Below are 16,850 nucleotides of genomic sequence, written 5' to 3' on the forward strand. Positions count from 1 at the left end.
TTCGCCGTCGCGGAGGTTCGCGCGGCCGCGTATGCTCCGCTGCCTGTCAGCGAGCGTGCCGCCTCTCCTCGCCGGCATCGGCCGCACGTCCCTCACGATCCATGACCACGACCCTCAAGGCGAAGCGCCGCGTCTCTTACGACTGCTCGAAGTGCCCGGCCTACTGCTGCTCCATCTACGAGCGGGTCGAGGTGACGCCGCGCGACCTGCGGCGGCTCGCCCGTCATTTCGGTCTCACGCTCGAGGCCGCCGAGGAGCGCTTCACGAAGCGCTACAACGGCGAGCGCATCCTCCGGCGGCAGTCGGATCCGCTGCTCGGCCGTGTCTGCCGGTTCCTCGATCTCACGACGCGCGGCTGCACCATCTACGAGGCGCGGCCGGAGGTCTGCCGCGACTACCCCGGCAGGCCGCGGTGCGGGTACTACGACGTGCTCCAGTTCGAGCGGGAGACGCAGGACGATCCCAACGTGATGCCGCTCGTGCAGATCACGTTCCGGTCCCGGACGCCTGCTGGCTAGCGCCCTGCGTCGCAGGGCTCACGTCGTCTCGTTGCGCTCGTCCGCGTCGGCCTCCGCCTCGGCGGCTCTTCTCTTCTCGTGCAGCCACTCCTCCGGTCGGTCGGCGGGATACACCCGCAGCGAGCCGTCCGCCGGCCCGAGCAGGTCCCCCGCGCGCGCCGCGCCCATGATGCGCTGCGCGGCCATGAGGCCCGACATCGCGGCGCCGGCCACTCCGTGGCTCAGCGTGCTCGCGCCGCACTGGTACAGCCCCGGGATCCTCGTCTTGACGGAGAACGACAGCGGGCCGAGCTGCCAGGGCGTCTTGGCGGTGCCGTAGGCGGCGCCGCGGTGCGAGGCGCAGTAGAAATCGTTGGTCAGCGGCGTCGCCACCGAGCGAAACACGAGCGCCCGGGAGATGCCGGGAATGACGTTCTCCGCCGCGGCGATCATCTGATCTCCGAGCGACTCCTTGAGCGCCTCGTACTCGGCGCCTCGCTTGCCCGTGCGGGTCTTCTCCCAGCGCGCGAAGGGGCCGTGGGGCACGAACGTGAACATCTCGATGGTGTGGTGATTGCCCCGCGTCGGGTGGCCGGGGTCCTTCAGCGTCGTGATGGTCAGGAACAGCCCGTCCACCGCGCCGCGCGGCATCTGGCGCTCCGCGCGCTCGTAGATGCGGCCCACGTCGCGCCCGCGGTACCACCAGTAATTGCCCGAGTCATAGCCCATCGACCGCAGATCCATGTCCACGGCGCAGAACACGCTGAGCAGGCTCACGGAATACTCCATCCGTTGGACCTTGCGGCGCTCGCGGGCGGTCAGCTCGGGCGGGAGCAGCTCGCCGTAGGTGATCGCCGGGTCCGCGTTCGAGACGACGCTCGCCGACCGCACGATCTCGCCCCCTTCCAGCTCGACGCCGGCCGCGCGCCCGCCCTCGACGAGGATGCGCCTCACCCGCGCGCGCATCCGCACCTGCCCCCCGAGCCGGCGCAGCGCCCGGATCATCGCGAGCGGGATGCGCCTCGCCCCGCCGCGCGGGTAATACCCGCCGTCGAGGTAATGGCCAATGATGCTCGCGTGGATCGGCAGCGCGACGCGCGACGGCGAGAGGCCGTGATCGCCCCCCTGCGCCGCGAGGAACGCGCGCAGCAGCGGGTCGCGGATCGTCGCGTCCAGCAGATCCTCCTGGGTGCGGAGGCCCCAGCGCACGAGGTCCGGCGCCTTGAACGGCAAGAGCAGCACCTTCGGGAACTCGAGCATCTCGTCGACGCGGCCGAGATCGTCGCTCAGCCCGCGGAGGACGCGGAAGTACCGCGCGATCCCCGCCGCCTCGTGCGGGAAGCGCGCCGTGAGCCGGGCGACGAGCCGCTCGAACCCCTTGGGCACGTCGAACCGCTCTTCGCCGACGATCAGGTGATCGAGCCCATCCGGGTTGAGCTCGCAGAACTCGAGATCCTCCGAGAGGCCGAGCCCCTCATAAAGCCGCCTCACGGCGCCTCCCGGGCCGAGCTCGCCGATGTAGTGGACTCCCGGGCTGAACAGATAGCCGTCCAGCGAGAAGCTGTGGGTCCACCCGCCGGGGAGGTAGTGTTGCTCGACGACGATCACCTTCTGTCCCGCGCGCGCGAGCGCGAGCGCCGCCGTGAGCCCGCCGGCGCCCGATCCGATGACGACGGTATCCGCGTCCCTCATGCGTCCCCCCTCGGACTCCGATGCTCGGAGGAGGAGCCTGGCTGCGCGCTTCTGCCGCTCGTCTATCTGCCGGCGTCCGACTTGCGGCCGCCCGGCTTGCCGCCGTCTCGGCCGCCGTCCGGCGGCGCTCCGGCGTCTGGCGGCGCCCTGTCCGCCTTCTCCAGGTTCATGAGCACCAGCGGACAGACGACGGGCACGGCGCGGCTCGGGGTCTGCGCAGACTCGCGCATGCACGTCTTGCCGGTCAGGCGAACGCGCTCGCCCACCTCCAGGTCGGGCGGGCACACGACCGTCTGGGACGCGGAGACGAGGTCCCCGTCGATCCAGAAGAGCTCGCAGCCGTCGTCCGTCCGCCGCAGGTGGTAGTACCGCGTCGGGCGCCGCGGCGCCGGGCTGCCCTCGGCCGCGAGCGCGTCCCCGCCGTCGAGCGCCGGCGCCGCCGCGCCCTCCCGCCCCGCGTCTCCCTGGCACGCCGCGACCCCGACGAGCAGCGCGGGCAGGGCCCGGGCGACGAACCCGATCCCCCGGCGCGGCGACGTCGATGACGGCATCGGGGCGCCTTCCTGACCGGGCGGGATCACCGGCTCGGGAAGAACAGGATGGACATCTTGGTCAGGAAGAAGTCGGCGATCAGGATGGCGATCGACGTCACCACCACGGTGCGCGTGGTCGCGTGGCCGACGCCCTCCGTTCCGCCGCGCGTGATCAGCCCGAAGTGACATCCGACCAGCGCGATGATCGCCCCGAAGAAGGGCGTCTTGTACATCCCGCTGAAGTAATCCATGAACGTGACCGAGCTGAGCGCCGTCCTCAGGAAGAAGCCGGCCGGGATGCCGAACTCGGTCGCGCAGATCAGCATCGCGCCGCTGAAGCCCAGCACGAGCGCGAACGCGCCGAGCACCGGCATCACCACGATGCTCGCGAGCAGCCGGGGCAGGACGAGCTTCTTCACCGGGTTGGCGCCGAGGGCGCGGATCGCGTCGATCTGCTCGGTGACGGCCATCGACCCGACCTCCGCCGCGATGCCGGCGCCGATGCGGCCGCCCACGATGACCGCCGTCAGCGTCGGCGCGAGCTCGCGCGAGAACGACAGGCCGATGATGCGGCCCGTGTACTCCATGCCCCCGAACTTCTGCAGGCCGATGGCGAACTGCACCGCCATGACCATCCCGACGAACAGCGCCGTCACGGACGCGATCGCGGCCGAGCGCACGCCGAGCGACTCCATCTGGTAGAGGGTCGAGCGCAGCTCGAGCGGCCGCTCGAAGATGGCCCTGATCGCCCCCCAGGTCATCCGCCCGAACTGCCCGAGGTGCTCGACGAACCCGACGGCCGTGTCGTTGACCCTCGCGACGAGCGGGGGGAGCGGCGGCGGGGCGATGCTGGCCGGCCCCCGGCTCCCGGGGGCCAGGCTGCTCGGCGGCAGGCTGCTCGGGCCCGCGCTGGGCGGGGCCGGGCTGTTCGCGGAGGGCGGCGCCGCCTCCAGGGGCCGTTTGCGCTCAGTCGTCATCGGCCGGCAGGGTCGAGAAGCCGCGGACCATTCGCGTGAACGCCGGCTCGCCGGCGGCGTAGCGGGCGGGGTCGGCGATGAGGAGCATGTCGTACACGCAGCCGTTCTTCTTGAGCACCCAGACGTCGAACACCTTCGGCACCCCGTCGAGCTTCGCCGAGAGGACCGTGTGCATCGCCTCGCGGCCGTCGAACGGGACGACCTCTTGCTTCAGCACCTCGCGCTCCGTGAAGTGCAGGAAGAGGTGGTTGGTCAGCGAGACGAGCGGGACGTCGTCCTCGTTCCGGCAGCGTCCGTTCAGGGCGATGGTCGCCCCGTTCGCCTCGTCGCGGTACGCCACGGCGGCGTCCGACACCGAGAGCGGTCTCCAGCTCGCCGGCGCCGGGGGCACGCGGAAGGCGACCTCCGAGCCGCGGTAGATCGTTCCGTCGAACGACGGGCCTCCGCAGCCGGCGAGCGCGACCGTGAGCGCCAGCAGCCTGGCCCGGGGGTTCGCTGCCTCTGCCGCAGAACCGCCGGCGGTGGGGCGCCTTCGAAGGGGTCGTCGCATCGCTGCGGCCGGGACGCTATCACGCTTTTGCATCCTGGGCGAACCACGAGCGCCGCGATCGCGCCGCGCTACCAGCCCCAGGGGTCGCGCCGCCGCGGCGCGCCCCACGACGCGGGGCGGCGGGCTGCCGGGCGCCGGGGCGTCGCGCGCCAGTGCTGCCAGCGCTCGTGCTCGCGCGGGGAGCGCCCCACCATGAGGAGGCGGACGAGGAAGAGCCCGGCGACGAACCCCCCGAGGTGCGCGAAGAACGCGACGCCGCCGCTGCGCATGCCGATGGAGCCGAGCCCGTTCAGCAGGTTCACCACGAAGTACTCGAGGATGACCAGCCACGCCGGGAGCTCCAGGAACAGGCCGAAGATGAACCACAGGAGAAAGATCGGGTTCAGCACCGTGATCGGCGAGCGCGGGTAGAGCGACGCGTACGCGGCCAGCACGCCCGAGATCGCGCCCGAGGCGCCCACCATGGGGATCATCGATCCGGGATCGATCAGGATCTGCGCGCCCGCGGCGGCGATCCCCGACAGCACATAGAACGCCGCGTAGCGGAGGCTGCCCAGCGCATCCTCGACGTTGTCGCCGAAGATCCAGAGGAACAGCATGTTCCCGCCGAGGTGGGCCCACCCCGTCGGGTCGTGCATGAACATGCTGCTGAAGACGGTCCACCAGGTGTCGGTCGGCTCCGTCAGCAGCTGCGCCGGGACGAGGCCCCACAGCGAGAGCAGCCGGTCGGGCGGGAACCCGGCCGCGATCATCGACCGCATCCAGAAGAAGCCGAGGACGTTGGCCGCGATCAGCAGGTAGTTGACGACCGGCGCCTTGCGGGTGGGCAGTTGGTCTCGGACGGGCAGCATCGCGATTTACTTAAGCACGCGGACCGGTGACAGCATCCGCCGGCCTTGATAGACCCGGGGCCATGCCCGAGGTGCGGCTCCGCGACACGCTGGCCGAGGCGCCCGCCCCGCTCGGCTCGCCGCTGCGTGGCGAGGTCCGCCGCGCGCGCTCCCCGGCCGCGGCCGTCCTCAGCACCAGTGGACGAAAACGGCAGGCAGATCTAGGTTTCCGCCCGATGCGGGCCCCTCGCGGCCCGCATCGCCTGCATCTCCTGCAGCCCAGAATGACGACGGACGACCATGGCTCGTGATCTCTACTCCGTGCTCGGCGTCTCGCGCGATGCGGACGAGGACACCATCAAGAAGGCGTTCCGCAAGCTCGCGATGAAGTACCACCCGGACAAGAGCCCGGGGAAGGCCAACGAGCAGAAGTTCAAGGAGATCAACCAGGCGCACGAGGTGCTGAGCGACAAGGCGAAGCGCGCGCTCTACGACGAGTTCGGCGAGGAGAGCCTGTCGCAGAACTTCGATGCCGAGCGCGCGCGCGCCTACCGTCGCTACGCGAACGCCCGGGCCGCGGGCGGGGGCCGCGGCGGGCCCGGCAACTTCGACGTGCAGGAGATCTTCGGCAACGCCGGCGGCGGCGCCGGCGACCTCAGCGACATCCTCGGCGATCTCTTCGGCCGCGCCCGCGGAGGCGCGGGCCGGCGCGGGCCGCCCACGCGCAGCCGCGGCAGCGACGTCGAGCAGGACCTCACCATCGACTTCGTCTCGGCGGTGCGGGGCACGACGCTCCAGCTCCAGCGCGAAGGTGAGCCCGAGCCCGTGACCGTGCGCGTCCCGCCCGGGGCCGCCGAGGGGAGCCGCCTGCGCATCCGCGGCCAGGGCGGCCCGGGGATGGGCGGCGGCGAGCCGGGCGATCTGCTGCTCAACATCCACGTCACGCCCCACCCGTTCTTCAAGCGCGAGGGCGACGATCTCCACCTCGACGTGCCCGTCACCCTCGGCGAGGCTTACCGCGGCGAGAAGATCCGCATCCCCACGCCCGACGGCGAGGTGACGCTCAAGATCCCGGCGCGCACCCAGACCGGCCAGGTCATCCGGCTGCGCGGCAAGGGCATCGCCCGCAAGGGGAAGGAGCCGGGGGACCTCTACGTGAAGTTCGTGGTGCACGTCCCGACCGTCGACGACCCCGAGGTGGCGAAGGCGATCGATCTGCTCGACGGCAAGGTGGAGGCGCCTCGCGGCGATCTCCGGTTCTGAGCGCGGCGCCCGGCCGCGCGGCGATCCGCCTCCGCGGTCGCGCGCGCGTCGCCCGGCGCGGTCGCGGCTCCCAGGTCGACCTCCCATGAAGCAGCCGCTCGCCATCGATCCCCGGCCCCTCCTCGCGGCGGCCGTCGCGCTCGCCGCGTGCGCGGCGCCGCCGCGCCCGGCGCCGCCCGCCGCCGGCCTCCCGGCGCCCGCCGCCGTCCAGCCTGCGCGCCCCCCGCGGCCCGCGGGCGCGCCGGCGCCCTCCGTCGCTTCCACCGCCGCGTCCGGCGCGGCCGCGCCGTCCTCGCCGCCCGCGCCCTCGGCGCCCCCGCCCGCGGCGCCGAGCGCCGCCGACGCGGCCGCGTCCGGCGCCGGCGGGGCCCCTGGCGCGGCCGCGCCGCAGGGGCCCTCGATCGCGATCGATCCGCCCTACAAGCTCGGCCAGCACCAGGTGCCCCGCGGCCAGGCCGAGGCGGCGGAGCGGGATCGCTGGAACGCCGGGGGCAGGGGAGAGCCGCCCGCGCCGCCGCCGCCGGCCGAGGGGCACCCGCTGCCGCGGATCATCGTGGACATCGACAAGGTGAACGGACCGCTCAAGGCGCGCGAGGTCGAGCGCGTCGCCCGGCGGCACCTCTGGATCCACGTCTACGCGTGCTACCGGCTGCGCGCGTACAGGGATCCGTCGCTGCACGGCAAGACCACCGTGCGGCTCACGGTGAGCCGCGCCGGCAAGGTGACGGGCGCGCGCGCGACCTCGTCCACGCTCTCCGCGCCGGACGTCGTCTCGTGCCTCGCCGCGCGCGCGCGGTCGCTCCCGCTGCCCAGGGCCAAGGCCGGCTCGACCGTCGTCGCCACGCTGCAGGTCTACCCGGGCGACGATCCGGTCGAGCCTCCGCCGTCCGTCCTCGCTCCCGGCCCGGGGGAGCTCCGGCCCGACGCGATCGAGGCCGCGGTGGCCGAGGCCATGCCCGCGTTTCGGAGCTGCTACGACGCGGCCCTCGCCGGCGCGCCGGCGCTCTGGGGCCGCCTCGCCATCCGCTTTCACGTGACCGACAGCGGCGCCGTCGACGAGGCCTTCGAGGTCGAGTCGCGCTTCCCGGACGAACGGCTCGCCCGCTGCGTGCTCCGGCGCGCGCGCGCGCTCACGTTCCCGGCGCCGGAGGGCGGCGACCTGCGCTTCGTCGTGCCGCTCCGATTTTCGCCCGACCCGCAGAGCCCCTGACGGCCCCGCCCGACGTGGGCGGCCTTCCCCGTGCGCTCCCCCCGTGCGACCGCTCACAGCGCATCCCCCGCCGAGGCGATTTCTCAAGCGATCCGCGCTGCTACAAATTGCGCCCCGAGGTCGATGTGCAACTTTACCGTGGGGGAGGAGGCTCAGGTATATGGACATCACACCGGGCACCATCGTCGGGGGGAAATATCTGCTGGAGAGGCAGCTCGTGCGGCCTGGCGCGCGGCTGGCGCGCGACCGAGGCTCGGTCTGGGTCGCGCGCGAGCTGCGGCTCGGGGGGCGCGTCGCGCTGAAGCTCTTCCACCCCGACGCTGGCGCGACGGGAGAGCTCCTCCGGATCGATCGTTGTGTCCGCGCTGCCGCCGGGCTCTCGTCGCGGCACGTGGTGCGCGTGCACGACCACGGCGCCGAGGGGGACAGGGTCTACCTGGCCATGGACCTGCTCTCCGGCGAGGATCTCGCGGCGCGCCTGCTCCGGCGCAGCCGCCTCTCGCTGCAGGAGGCGGCGCGCATCGCCGCGCAGGCCGGCGAGGCCCTCCGGTGCGCCCACGCGGCGGATCTCCTCCACCAGGGACTCCGGCCGGAGAGCCTCTTCCTCGCGCTGGACGGCGGCGAGGAGATCGTGAAGGTGCTCGATCTCGGGCTCCCGAGGGCGGTCGCGCCGCGGCTCGTGAGCGACGTCGCGGCCGAGGTGAGCGCGAGCTCGCTCCACTACCTCAGCCCCGAGCAGATCCGATCGGAACGTACCCTCGATGCGCAGACCGATCTCTGGTCGCTGGCCGCGGTCCTGTTCCGTGCGGTGACCGGCCAGCTCCCGTTTCCGGGCGACATCGCCAGCGTCGTGGCCTCGAAGATCCTGCTCGCGCCGCCGCCTGCGGCGACGCAGCTTGTGCCGAGCTTGCCTGCTGCGCTGGACGGCTTCTTCGAGAAGGCGTTCGCGCGCGATCTGGCGCGGCGCTTTCGATCGATCGAGGAGATGGTGGAGTCGCTCGTCGGCATCGCGGAGCTCGCGCCGCCTCCCTCGTCCGGCGTGCTGCGTCCGCCCCCGCCTGCGCGCGTCCCTCCGTGGGCGGCCGCGGCGCGGCCGCTGGCCGCGCTGTCCGCGGAGGTGGCGTCCAGCGCTGCTGCGCGGGCGGATCCCGACCCTGAGCCGCCGAGCGCCGGCCAGCGTGCGGCCCCGGACACGCTGCTCGGCGCGGAGAGCGCCGACGTCCTGCGCGGGCTCGACGGCCCGCCCGCGCGCGGCGCGTGGCTCCTGCCGGCGGGCCTCGTGGCGCTGCTCGGCGCGGTGGCGCTCGTGACGAGCGCTCGGCTGGATCGCCCCGCGCCGGCGACGGCCGTCGGCGGCGCCAGGGCGGCGGTGCTCTCGGCCTCCCTCGCCGTCCGCCGCGCCGCGCCGCTGCCCGCCGCGCCCGAGGCGGCCTCGTCCGCGCTCTTCCGCCGAGCCCCTCACGCCTCTCCCCAGCGCAGCGCCCACGCCGCCACGGCCGCGCCGCCGCACGCCGCGCCGCCGCGCCCGGCGCGGCCGGGTTCCTCGGCGGGGCCCGCGCCCGCGCGCGTGCGCCACGGCTTCGCGCCGGACTGAACGGGCGCGGCGCGCGCTGGCCCGAGGGCGGCGCTGGCCCTCGTGGGTCGCGCTAGTCGCTCCGGGATCCGTCGTCCCCAGCGGCATCCTTCTCGGCGGCGGCCTTCTCAGCAGCGGTCTTCTCGGCGGCCGCCCTCTCGGCGGCGGCCTTCTTCTCCTGCGCGAGGTCGTGCGCCTTGCGCGCCTCGTGCGCCACGCGGATGGCCGACAGCGGGCCGCGCGCGTCGCGCCGCGTCCGCTCGGCTTCCGCGCGAGGCTCGCTTCCGTTCCCGATGCGCGCGCCGGTCATCACCTCGAAGTACCCGAACGCGCTCCAGACGGCGCCGAGCGTGTGCGCGATCTCGGAGCCCTCCGGCCCGAAGTACCCCACCGCGCCGCCGTAGACCCACCGCGGGCCGGCCTCCAGGCTGCGGCTGATGGCGCTCGCGCGCGCTGCCGGCTGGCCGACGGCGCTGCCGCCCGCGAGGGCGGCGCGCATCGCCTCGACGAACGACGCGTCCCCGGCGCGCGGCTCGGCCGACGCATCGCGCTCGGCGCGCACGAGCGTCTCCCCCGACGCCCCCGCGATGGCGAGCCCCGGCGCGAACGGCGACTCGGCGAAGTCGAGGAAGTAGAGGTGCGTCGACGGCGCGAGCAGCCGCAGCGCGCGGTACACGTCGAACGGATCCGCGCCGCGGAGCGGTGACCGGAACCTCCGCGCGAGCACCACCTCCGTCGCCTCGCCGGCCGCGATCCGCTCGCGCGCGGCCGCCACCTTCGCCGCGTAGCCGTCGTCGGTCACCGGCGTCTCCAGGTGCTCCGGCAGCGCCTCCGGATCGAGCGCGGGCAGGCCCGGCTGCTCCGGCCCGTGCGTCATCTCCCAGGCGCAGCGGTTCACCGCGCCCTGCGATCGGCCGGCGATGGTCATCGTCTGCGCCACGCTGTCGAACACGACGACGGTCGCGTCCTTCAGCACGCGCCCGAGGTACATCTCCTCGGGCCACGGCTCGATGCCCATGAGCTGGTGCAGCGTATCGTACGAGAGGAAGCCGACCCACGACCGGCAGACGCGCGCGGCCAGGTCGCGCGGCGAGCCCGGCGCCCCCGGCTCCGCGAGCCCCTCCGCCAGCGCCTCGAACGGGTCGAACCCGCTCGGGAGGAGGCTCTCGGCGCGCGCCCGGTACCCCAGGATCGCGTAGCGGCCCCAGCGCTCGCCGGAGACGGCGGACTCGAACATGAACGACGATCGGCCCGGCGCGTGGGCGCGGAGCGCGGCGTAGGCGCGGACCGGCGTGATGTGATCGGCCGGGAGGGTGCGGGTCACGACGGAGCTCATCGCCGCCGAGCCTACACGACGTTGCGCCGTCCGGCGAAGGAGGCCAAGGTTGCCCGGGAACACCGTGCGAAGCGCGATCGTCCTCTCGTCGGTCCTCTGCCTGGCTGCCTGCGGCGGCGCCCAGCCCGCCTCGTCCGATGCCCGCACCACGGTCGTCTCGCTGCGGAACATCGACTGCGAGGCGTGCGGCGCCGAGCTCGTCGCCGATCTCCGCGAGCGCCCCGGCGTCTACGCGGCCACGTTCGACAAGCGCCGCGCCGAGATCGCCGTCACCGCGTCGAGCTCGTTCGACGTCGCGGACGCCGTGAAGCAGCTCGCCGCCGACGAGGGGTTCGAGGCGGTGCTCGGCGGCGGCAAGGGGCAGTACCTCGGCTGGGCGACCTTCCCCGAGGGGGCGGACGCCCGGACGATCTCCGAGGGCGGCGCGGACATCCCCGATCTCGGCGCCCACGTCGTCCCGGGCAAGGTCACGGTCATCGATTTCGCGGCGAGCTGGTGCTTGCCGTGCCGCAAGCTGGACGCGCACATGGCCAAGGTGCTCCAGGCTCGCCGGGACGTCGCCTACCGCAAGCTCGACATCGGCGACTGGGGCACACCGCTCGCCCAGCGTTACCTGAAGCACGTCTCAAAGCTGCCCTACGTGATCGTCTACGACGCGACCGGCGCGCACCTGGACGCGATCGCGGGCCTCGAGCTCGACAAGCTCGACGCGGCGATCGAGCGCGGCGCGCGGCGCTGAGCCGGCGCCCGCCCGGTCGCTCGCGCGCGCGGCGGCGCCGGCCGCGGATCAGTAGTGGCCGAAGAGGTCCTGGATGCGCGACTCGAGGGCGACCGCGATCTTGTAGAGCGACGAGATGGACGCCGACGACTCGGCGCGCTCGATCTGCGAGAGCAGCGACACGCTGAGCCCCGTGCGGCGGGCCATCTGCTTGAGCGTCAGGTCCTTGTCCTTGCGGAGGTTCCTGATCGTGTCGCCGATGACGCGGTGGAGCTGCTCTTCGGGCGTCCGCGCGAGGCCCTTCTTGCGCATGACGCGGGCGAGCACCTCGCGGAACTCGTCGACGTTGAACGGCTTCTTGATGTAGTCGACCGCGTCGAGCTTCATGGACGCGACGGCGCTCTCGAGGTTGGGGAAGCCGGTGAAGATGACGACGGCGATGTCGTTGTCGACCTTGCGGATGCGCTTGAGCACCTCGATGCCGTCGAGCTTCGGCATCATGAGGTCGAGGATGATGAGGTGGTAGCCGCCCGCGCGGACCTCCTCTTCCACGGTCGTGGGATCGCCCAGCGTCTTGACCTGATAGCCGTCGCGCTCGAGCAGCGTCTGCATGTAGTCACAGATCGCCCGGTCGTCGTCGACGATCAGAATGCGCACAGCGGGAAGCTCAATTGCCACCTGTTCCTCCTCTCACGTACCCGTCGTAGGACCGCCGAAGCCGGTCGCCTTTGTCTCACGGTCGACCGAAGCCGGTCGCCCGTGTGTCATGCACCCGCACGACCGCCGAAACCGGTCGCCCTGGTCTGTTCTGGAAGGGGCCGCACCGGCGGTCCCCTGCCCAACGCTGCGCGAGCAGGGGGCGAGGCCCTGACCGGCGCCACAGGCCCCTCGCGCTTTGCTTGCTCTCGGCAACATCGGGATTCCAGTGACACTTTAACACGGTCTGAGCAAGTCGTAGACGGGAGTTTTTTCTTGCGCTCCCCCAATTCTTGGCTTCGTGAAACGTCCGGGGCGCCGGGTGAGGCGGGAAACAGGAGTGTTTCTGGGCACTTTCCGCCGTTCGTCCGTGTTGCGGCGGGCCGGTGTTTCCGGGGGCGCGGGTTGGGGCGGGGGCGTCCTGGATCATTTCGTCTTGACAAGCGGCCCGCTCTTAGCGATGTTGCGCGCCCGCTGTTCAGCGGGCGTTGCTCTTGCGGCAGCGTACGGGGCGTAGCGCAGCCTGGTAGCGCACTCGGTTCGGGACCGAGGAGTCGGAGGTTCAAATCCTCTCGCCCCGACCATCTCTTCGACAGAGGGACAGGTCGATCGCAGCGAGGGCGTCCGTCGCCCTCGCTGGTATCCCTGTCGCCCGCGAGCGACGCTCGCCGGCACCTCGCTGCTCAGTGGTCTCTGCGATCCGCCGCTGTGGCCGCTCTGCGGGGCTGCCGCTGGGCGCGCTTTACGAGTTGCCGCTCGGGTTCCCACCCGTGTGGGAAGGCGCTCCTGGGAAGGCGCTCCTGGGAAGGCGGTAGGCCCTTGGCGGGGGTGGCCGCCGCGCGGCGCACGGAGGGCTGATGTTTGAGCCTGTGTGACGTCGCTCCTCCGGCGAAGCCTGAGGAGCGACGTCACAGGCGAGTTCAGCCCTCCGTGCGCCGCGCGGCGGCCACCCCCGCCGAGGGCCGGGCCCCGGCTATCCCGTGCGCCCCGCCAGGTTGGCGATCACCGCCGCGAGCTCCGACGCCTCGATCGGCTTGGGGACATGCGACTGGAACCCCGCCAGCAGCGCCCGCGTCCGGTCCTGCGCGCTCGCGTACGCCGTCAGCGCCGCCGCCGGGATGCGCCCGCCGTGCTCGGGGCTCTGCGCGCGCAGCCGCCGGATCAGGCTGTAGCCGTCCTCCCCGGGCATCCCGAGATCGCTCAGGATCACGTCGGGCTTCTCGCGCGCGATCGCCGACAGCGCCTCGTCGACCGTCGCCACCGCCGTGATGGTCGCCCCCTTGCGCTCCAGCACCGTCGTCACGAGCTCCCGCGCGTCCGGCTCGTCGTCGACCATCAGCACGCGCACGCCCTGCAGCGTCGGCTCCGCATCGGCGGCCAGGCTGCTCAGCCCCTCGGCCTTCCGGAGCGCCGCGATCGCGCCCCGCGGCGCGAGCGGGATGTCCACCGTGAACGTCGCGCCCTTGCCCTCGCCGCCGCTCTCCGCCTTCACCGTGCCGCCGTGCAGCTCGACCAGGTGGCGCGCGATCGCGAGGCCGAGCCCGAGCCCGCTGTGCGGCCGCGTGCTCGTGCTGTCGGCCTGCCGGAAGCGGTCGAACACGTAGGGCAGGAACTCCGGGACGATGCCCTGGCCGGTGTCGCTCACCTGGATGCGCGCCACGCCCTCGACCCTGCTGAGCTGGATCGACACCTTGCCGCCGCGCGGCGTGAACTTGATCGCGTTCGACAGGAGGTTCCACACCACCTGCTGCAGCCGCGTCTGGTCGCCCGAGATCGGCCCCGCGCCCGCGTCGAGCTGCACCGCGAGCTCGATCCCCTTCGCGTCCGCGCCGTGGCGGACCGCGTCGATGGCCGCGTTGATGATCGGCGGCAGATCCACGAGCATCACGTCGAGCCGCAGCTTGCCGGTGATGATGCGGGAGGCGTCGAGCAGATCCTCGACGAGCTGCGCCTGGAGCGTGCCGTTGCGCTCGATCGCCTCGAGCGCGCGGACGTGCGTGTCCGGCTTCAGCGAGCCCTGCCGGAGCATGCGCGCCCAGCCGAGGATCGCGGTGAGCGGCGTCCTGAGCTCGTGGGAGAGCGTGGCGAGGAACTCGTCCTTCGCCCGGTTGACCTGCTGCGACTCGCGGTAGAGCTGCGCGTTGTCGAGCGCGAGCGCCGCGAAGTTGCAGAGCTCCTCGGCGAGCGCGAGATCGTCGACGCCGTAGCGCCGGCTCGACTCGGTCGAGAACAGCGTGATCGCGCCGCGCGTCCGGCCGCGCGCGCGCAGCGGGACGACCATCGCCGAGCGGACGCCGAGCTCCCGGAGCAGCGCGGGGTAGACCGGATCGCGCGCGCCGGACAGGGCCTCGTCGCCGGGCTCCGGCGACGAGGCCCGCTGCCACGCCATGCCGTCGACCTCCGGGAGCAGCAGCGACTCGCCGCACCGGAGCACCGCGTGCACCGCGCGCGGCACCTCGGGGTCGCTCGGGTAGCGGGCCGACAGCTCGTTGCCGAGCGCCTGCTTCGCGCTGCTCGCGTGCACGGCGGCGAGCCGGCTCAGCGAGCCGTCGGGCTCGACGATGTCCACCACCGCCGCGTCGGCGATGTGCGGCACCGCGAGGCGCGCGACGTTGGACAGGGTCGTGTCGTACTCGAGGCCGGACAGCGCGAGCTGCCGGCTCGCCTCGCCGATGAAGTAGCGCCGCTTGTCGGCGAGCCGCTTCTCCGTCACGTCGCGGAAGACCAGCACGAGCCCGACGAGCTCGCCCTCGTCGCTCCGGATGGGCGCCCCGCTCGAGTCGATCGCGAGCTCCGAGCCGTCCCTGCGCAGGAGCAGCGTCGTGTCGTCGAGCCCGATGATGCCGCCGTGGCGCAGCACCTCGGTGACCGGGTTGTCGAGATCGTCGCGCGTCTGCTCGGAGATGACGCGGAAGACCTCGGACAGCCGGCGATCCCGCGCCTCTTCGAGCGTCCACCCGGTCAGCTTCTCGGCCACGGCGTTCATGAAGTCGATCCGGCCCGAGCCGTCGGTCGAGATCACCGCGTCGCCGATGCTCTTCAGCGTCGTCGAGAACTTGGTCCTGCTGACGTGCAGGTCCGCCTCGAGCTGCTTGAACTGGGTGATGTCGGCGAAGATCGAGACGGCGCCGAGCAGCTCGCCCTCCGGCGAGAAGAGCGGCGCGCAGCTGCCGAGCAGCATCCCGTGGGTGCCGTCGAAGCGCTGGAAGTGGATCTCCTCGGCGGGCACGCTCTCCCGGCTGGAGAGGCACCGCGCCATCGACCAGTCCTCGCCCTCGAACGGCCGGCCGTCGGGGTGGAACGCGCGGTAGCGCCCCCACCCCTCGACGTTGTCGGCGGTGGAGCTGCCGGCCCAGATGCGCTCGGACGCCCGGTTCTGGAGGATCAGCTTGCCCTGCCCGTCGGAGACGATGATGCCGTGCGGGCTCTCGCTGAGCAGCGCGTCGAGCAGCCCGCGCTCGTGCCGGGTGATGGCGCGCAGCCGCTCGACCTCGCGGCGCAGCGTCTCGACCTCCGTGTCGATCGGCGGCACCGACGCGGCGAGCGGCGTGAGCTCGAACGAGGCGCTCGCGGCCGGGTCGAGGCTCACGATCGCGCGATCGATCTCCATGACGGCCGGGCCGATGAGCCGGCGCTGCTCGGTGGTCGCGGCGGCCTCGAGGAGCGATGCCCGCGCCTGCGCAAGGGCCGTGACGATCGGGATGTCCGAACGTTCGGGCATGGCTTCAAGGGATCCCACGGCCGCCGGACGCGAACAAGATGCTATGCGAGCGACCCGACACGGAATTTACGTTGCCGTACGTGGACTTCTCGCTGGACGGACTCTTCCGGTGGGCCGGGGCACGGCCGCGGCCCGATTTATAGAGAGCGGCGCGGCGCGCCCCGGCGGGGCCGGTCGCGGCGCGCCCCGGCGGGGCCGGGCGCGGCGCGCCCCGGCGGGGCCGGGCGCGGCCGTCGGCTTTGCGCCGCGCGCGCCGCCTGGATCAGCCGCGCGCGGCCTGGATCTGCTTCACGAGCTCGGGCACGGTCGTGAAGAGGTCGGCGACCAGGCCGTAGTCGGCGACCTGGAAGATCGGCGCGTCGGCGTCCTTGTTGATGGCCACGATGACCTTCGAGCCCTTCATCCCGGCGAGGTGCTGGATGGCGCCGGAGATGCCGACGGCGACGTAGAGCGACGGCGCGACGACCTTGCCCGTCTGGCCGACCTGCAGGTCGCTGGCGGCGTAGCCGGCGTCGCACGCGGCGCGGCTCGCGCCGACCGCGGCGCCGAGGACGTCGGCGAGCGGGTCGAGGACCTCGTTGAACCGCTCCTTCAGCGCGCGGCCGCCGGAGACGACGACCTTGGCCTCGGTGAGCTCGGGGCGCTCGCTCTTCACCTGGTCGAAGGAGACGAACTCCACGCGCTCCGCGGCGGCGCTCGGCGCGACGACCGCGACCTGCTCGACGGGCGACTTCGACCCGGCGGGCTCGGCGGGGGCGAACGCGCTCTGCCGCACGCTCACGACCTGGACCGGGGTCGCGACGGAGCAGATCCCGTACGCGTTGCCGGCGTACATCGGGCGCTTGTACTTGAGCGTCGCGCCTTCGGCCACGAGCTCGGAGATGTCGCTCGCGAACCCGGCGGAGAGCCGCGCGGCCACGCGCGGGAGCAGGTCCTTGCCGTAGGCGCTCGCGGTGCCCACGACGACCGCGTAGCCCTTCGCGGCCGCCGCGACGGTCGGCACGTAGCGCTCGGCCACGTAGTCCTTGAGCGCGCTCGACTCGGCGACGAGCACCTTGGCCGCGCCGAGCGTCGCCGCCTCGGCGGCCGCGTCGCCGAGGGCGTCGCCGATCACGAGGATCGCGTACGTCCCGCCGAGCGCCGCCGCCGCCTGCCTGGCGAACGTGACCGCGGAGTGCGTCGTCTTCTTCAGCTTTCCTTCGGCGGCCTCGGCCACCACGAGAACGTCAGCCATGATCCCTCCTGCACCTCCTC

Annotated in this window: 14 protein-coding genes and 1 tRNA gene; 6 read left to right on the top strand and 9 right to left on the bottom strand. The window is 72.9% G+C overall.

Translation table 11 applies throughout. The features are described from left to right. Positions 1 to 101: 101 nt before the first annotated feature. Complete coding sequence (locus tag WME98_RS28250) at positions 102 to 518, top strand: YkgJ family cysteine cluster protein (protein ID WP_061623527.1); 417 nt, start codon at positions 102 to 104, stop codon at positions 516 to 518. 18 nt (positions 519 to 536) lie between these two features. Here the strand turns inward: WME98_RS28250 and WME98_RS28255 are convergent, their stop codons facing one another. The 5 genes from WME98_RS28255 to WME98_RS28275 form a co-directional block, all read right to left on the bottom strand. Then, entirely contained in the window at positions 537 to 2,189 is a 1,653-nt protein-coding gene (locus tag WME98_RS28255; RefSeq protein ID WP_437944859.1) for a phytoene desaturase family protein, read from the bottom strand. A gap of 62 nt (positions 2,190 to 2,251) precedes the next feature. Then, complete coding sequence (locus WME98_RS28260; protein WP_437944861.1) at positions 2,252 to 2,740, bottom strand: hypothetical protein; 489 nt, start codon at positions 2,738 to 2,740, stop codon at positions 2,252 to 2,254. A gap of 26 nt (positions 2,741 to 2,766) precedes the next feature. Continuing rightward, the gene (locus tag WME98_RS28265; protein WP_437944863.1) at positions 2,767 to 3,699 is read right to left on the bottom strand and encodes an MlaE family ABC transporter permease; all 933 of its coding nucleotides are present in this window, start codon (positions 3,697 to 3,699) and stop codon (positions 2,767 to 2,769) included. Next, complete coding sequence (locus tag WME98_RS28270; RefSeq protein ID WP_437335924.1) at positions 3,689 to 4,249, bottom strand: hypothetical protein; 561 nt, start codon at positions 4,247 to 4,249, stop codon at positions 3,689 to 3,691. The genes WME98_RS28265 and WME98_RS28270 overlap by 11 nt, the downstream gene beginning before the upstream one ends. A gap of 68 nt (positions 4,250 to 4,317) precedes the next feature. Next, positions 4,318 to 5,100, bottom strand: a complete 783-nt coding sequence (locus WME98_RS28275) for a rhomboid family intramembrane serine protease (protein ID WP_437944864.1) — start codon at positions 5,098 to 5,100, stop codon at positions 4,318 to 4,320. 279 nt (positions 5,101 to 5,379) lie between these two features. On the opposite strand from WME98_RS28275, the gene WME98_RS28280 reads away from it, so the two are divergent. The 3 genes from WME98_RS28280 (at position 5,380) to WME98_RS28290 (ending at position 9,146) form a co-directional block, all read left to right on the top strand. Beyond that, complete coding sequence (locus WME98_RS28280) at positions 5,380 to 6,342, top strand: DnaJ C-terminal domain-containing protein (RefSeq protein ID WP_437944865.1); 963 nt, start codon at positions 5,380 to 5,382, stop codon at positions 6,340 to 6,342. Between the two features lie 85 nt (positions 6,343 to 6,427). Beyond that, entirely contained in the window at positions 6,428 to 7,552 is a 1,125-nt protein-coding gene (locus WME98_RS28285) for an AgmX/PglI C-terminal domain-containing protein (protein ID WP_437944866.1), read from the top strand. Positions 7,553 to 7,712: 160 nt separating this feature from the next. Continuing rightward, on the top strand, positions 7,713 to 9,146 hold the full coding sequence (locus WME98_RS28290; protein WP_437944867.1) for a serine/threonine-protein kinase: 1,434 nt from the start codon (positions 7,713 to 7,715) through the stop codon (positions 9,144 to 9,146). Positions 9,147 to 9,198: 52 nt separating this feature from the next. Here WME98_RS28290 and WME98_RS28295 read toward each other — a convergent pair whose 3' ends face one another. Then, complete coding sequence (locus WME98_RS28295) at positions 9,199 to 10,461, bottom strand: chorismate-binding protein (RefSeq protein ID WP_437944868.1); 1,263 nt, start codon at positions 10,459 to 10,461, stop codon at positions 9,199 to 9,201. 64 nt (positions 10,462 to 10,525) lie between these two features. Between WME98_RS28295 and WME98_RS28300 the strand changes: the two genes are divergently transcribed. Continuing rightward, positions 10,526 to 11,200 (top strand): TlpA family protein disulfide reductase, encoded by a 675-nt coding sequence (locus WME98_RS28300; protein WP_437944869.1) that lies wholly within the window; start codon positions 10,526 to 10,528, stop codon positions 11,198 to 11,200. A 48-nt stretch (positions 11,201 to 11,248) separates the two neighbouring features. On the opposite strand, the gene WME98_RS28305 is transcribed toward WME98_RS28300, so the two are convergent. Further along, the gene (locus tag WME98_RS28305; RefSeq protein ID WP_020732843.1) at positions 11,249 to 11,857 is read right to left on the bottom strand and encodes a response regulator; all 609 of its coding nucleotides are present in this window, start codon (positions 11,855 to 11,857) and stop codon (positions 11,249 to 11,251) included. Between the two features lie 525 nt (positions 11,858 to 12,382). Between WME98_RS28305 and WME98_RS28310 the strand changes: the two genes are divergently transcribed. Beyond that, positions 12,383 to 12,459: transfer RNA gene (locus WME98_RS28310), tRNA-Pro, on the top strand. A 389-nt stretch (positions 12,460 to 12,848) separates the two neighbouring features. On the opposite strand, the gene WME98_RS28315 is transcribed toward WME98_RS28310, so the two are convergent. Both WME98_RS28315 and WME98_RS28320 read right to left on the bottom strand, forming a co-directional pair. Further along, positions 12,849 to 15,596 (bottom strand): ATP-binding protein, encoded by a 2,748-nt coding sequence (locus tag WME98_RS28315; RefSeq protein WP_437944870.1) that lies wholly within the window; start codon positions 15,594 to 15,596, stop codon positions 12,849 to 12,851. A 262-nt stretch (positions 15,597 to 15,858) separates the two neighbouring features. Then, on the bottom strand, positions 15,859 to 16,830 hold the full coding sequence (locus WME98_RS28320; protein ID WP_020732845.1) for an electron transfer flavoprotein subunit alpha/FixB family protein: 972 nt from the start codon (positions 16,828 to 16,830) through the stop codon (positions 15,859 to 15,861). Positions 16,831 to 16,850 lie beyond the last annotated feature (20 nt).

This window comes from Sorangium sp. So ce296, assembly GCF_051529605.1.
Classification (GTDB): domain Bacteria; phylum Myxococcota_A; class Polyangia; order Polyangiales; family Polyangiaceae; genus Sorangium; species Sorangium cellulosum_D.

Coding starts and splice junctions, on each gene's coding strand:
- WME98_RS28250 (WP_061623527.1), top strand. CDS start 102: ATGACCACGACCCTCAAGGCGAAGCGCCGCGTCTCTTACGACTGCTCG.
- WME98_RS28255 (WP_437944859.1), bottom strand. CDS start 2,189: ATGAGGGACGCGGATACCGTCGTCATCGGATCGGGCGCCGGCGGGCTC.
- WME98_RS28260 (WP_437944861.1), bottom strand. CDS start 2,740: ATGCCGTCATCGACGTCGCCGCGCCGGGGGATCGGGTTCGTCGCCCGG.
- WME98_RS28265 (WP_437944863.1), bottom strand. CDS start 3,699: ATGACGACTGAGCGCAAACGGCCCCTGGAGGCGGCGCCGCCCTCCGCG.
- WME98_RS28270 (WP_437335924.1), bottom strand. CDS start 4,249: ATGCGACGACCCCTTCGAAGGCGCCCCACCGCCGGCGGTTCTGCGGCA.
- WME98_RS28275 (WP_437944864.1), bottom strand. CDS start 5,100: ATGCTGCCCGTCCGAGACCAACTGCCCACCCGCAAGGCGCCGGTCGTC.
- WME98_RS28280 (WP_437944865.1), top strand. CDS start 5,380: ATGGCTCGTGATCTCTACTCCGTGCTCGGCGTCTCGCGCGATGCGGAC.
- WME98_RS28285 (WP_437944866.1), top strand. CDS start 6,428: ATGAAGCAGCCGCTCGCCATCGATCCCCGGCCCCTCCTCGCGGCGGCC.
- WME98_RS28290 (WP_437944867.1), top strand. CDS start 7,713: ATGGACATCACACCGGGCACCATCGTCGGGGGGAAATATCTGCTGGAG.
- WME98_RS28295 (WP_437944868.1), bottom strand. CDS start 10,461: ATGAGCTCCGTCGTGACCCGCACCCTCCCGGCCGATCACATCACGCCG.
- WME98_RS28315 (WP_437944870.1), bottom strand. CDS start 15,596: ATGCCCGAACGTTCGGACATCCCGATCGTCACGGCCCTTGCGCAGGCG.
- WME98_RS28320 (WP_020732845.1), bottom strand. CDS start 16,830: ATGGCTGACGTTCTCGTGGTGGCCGAGGCCGCCGAAGGAAAGCTGAAG.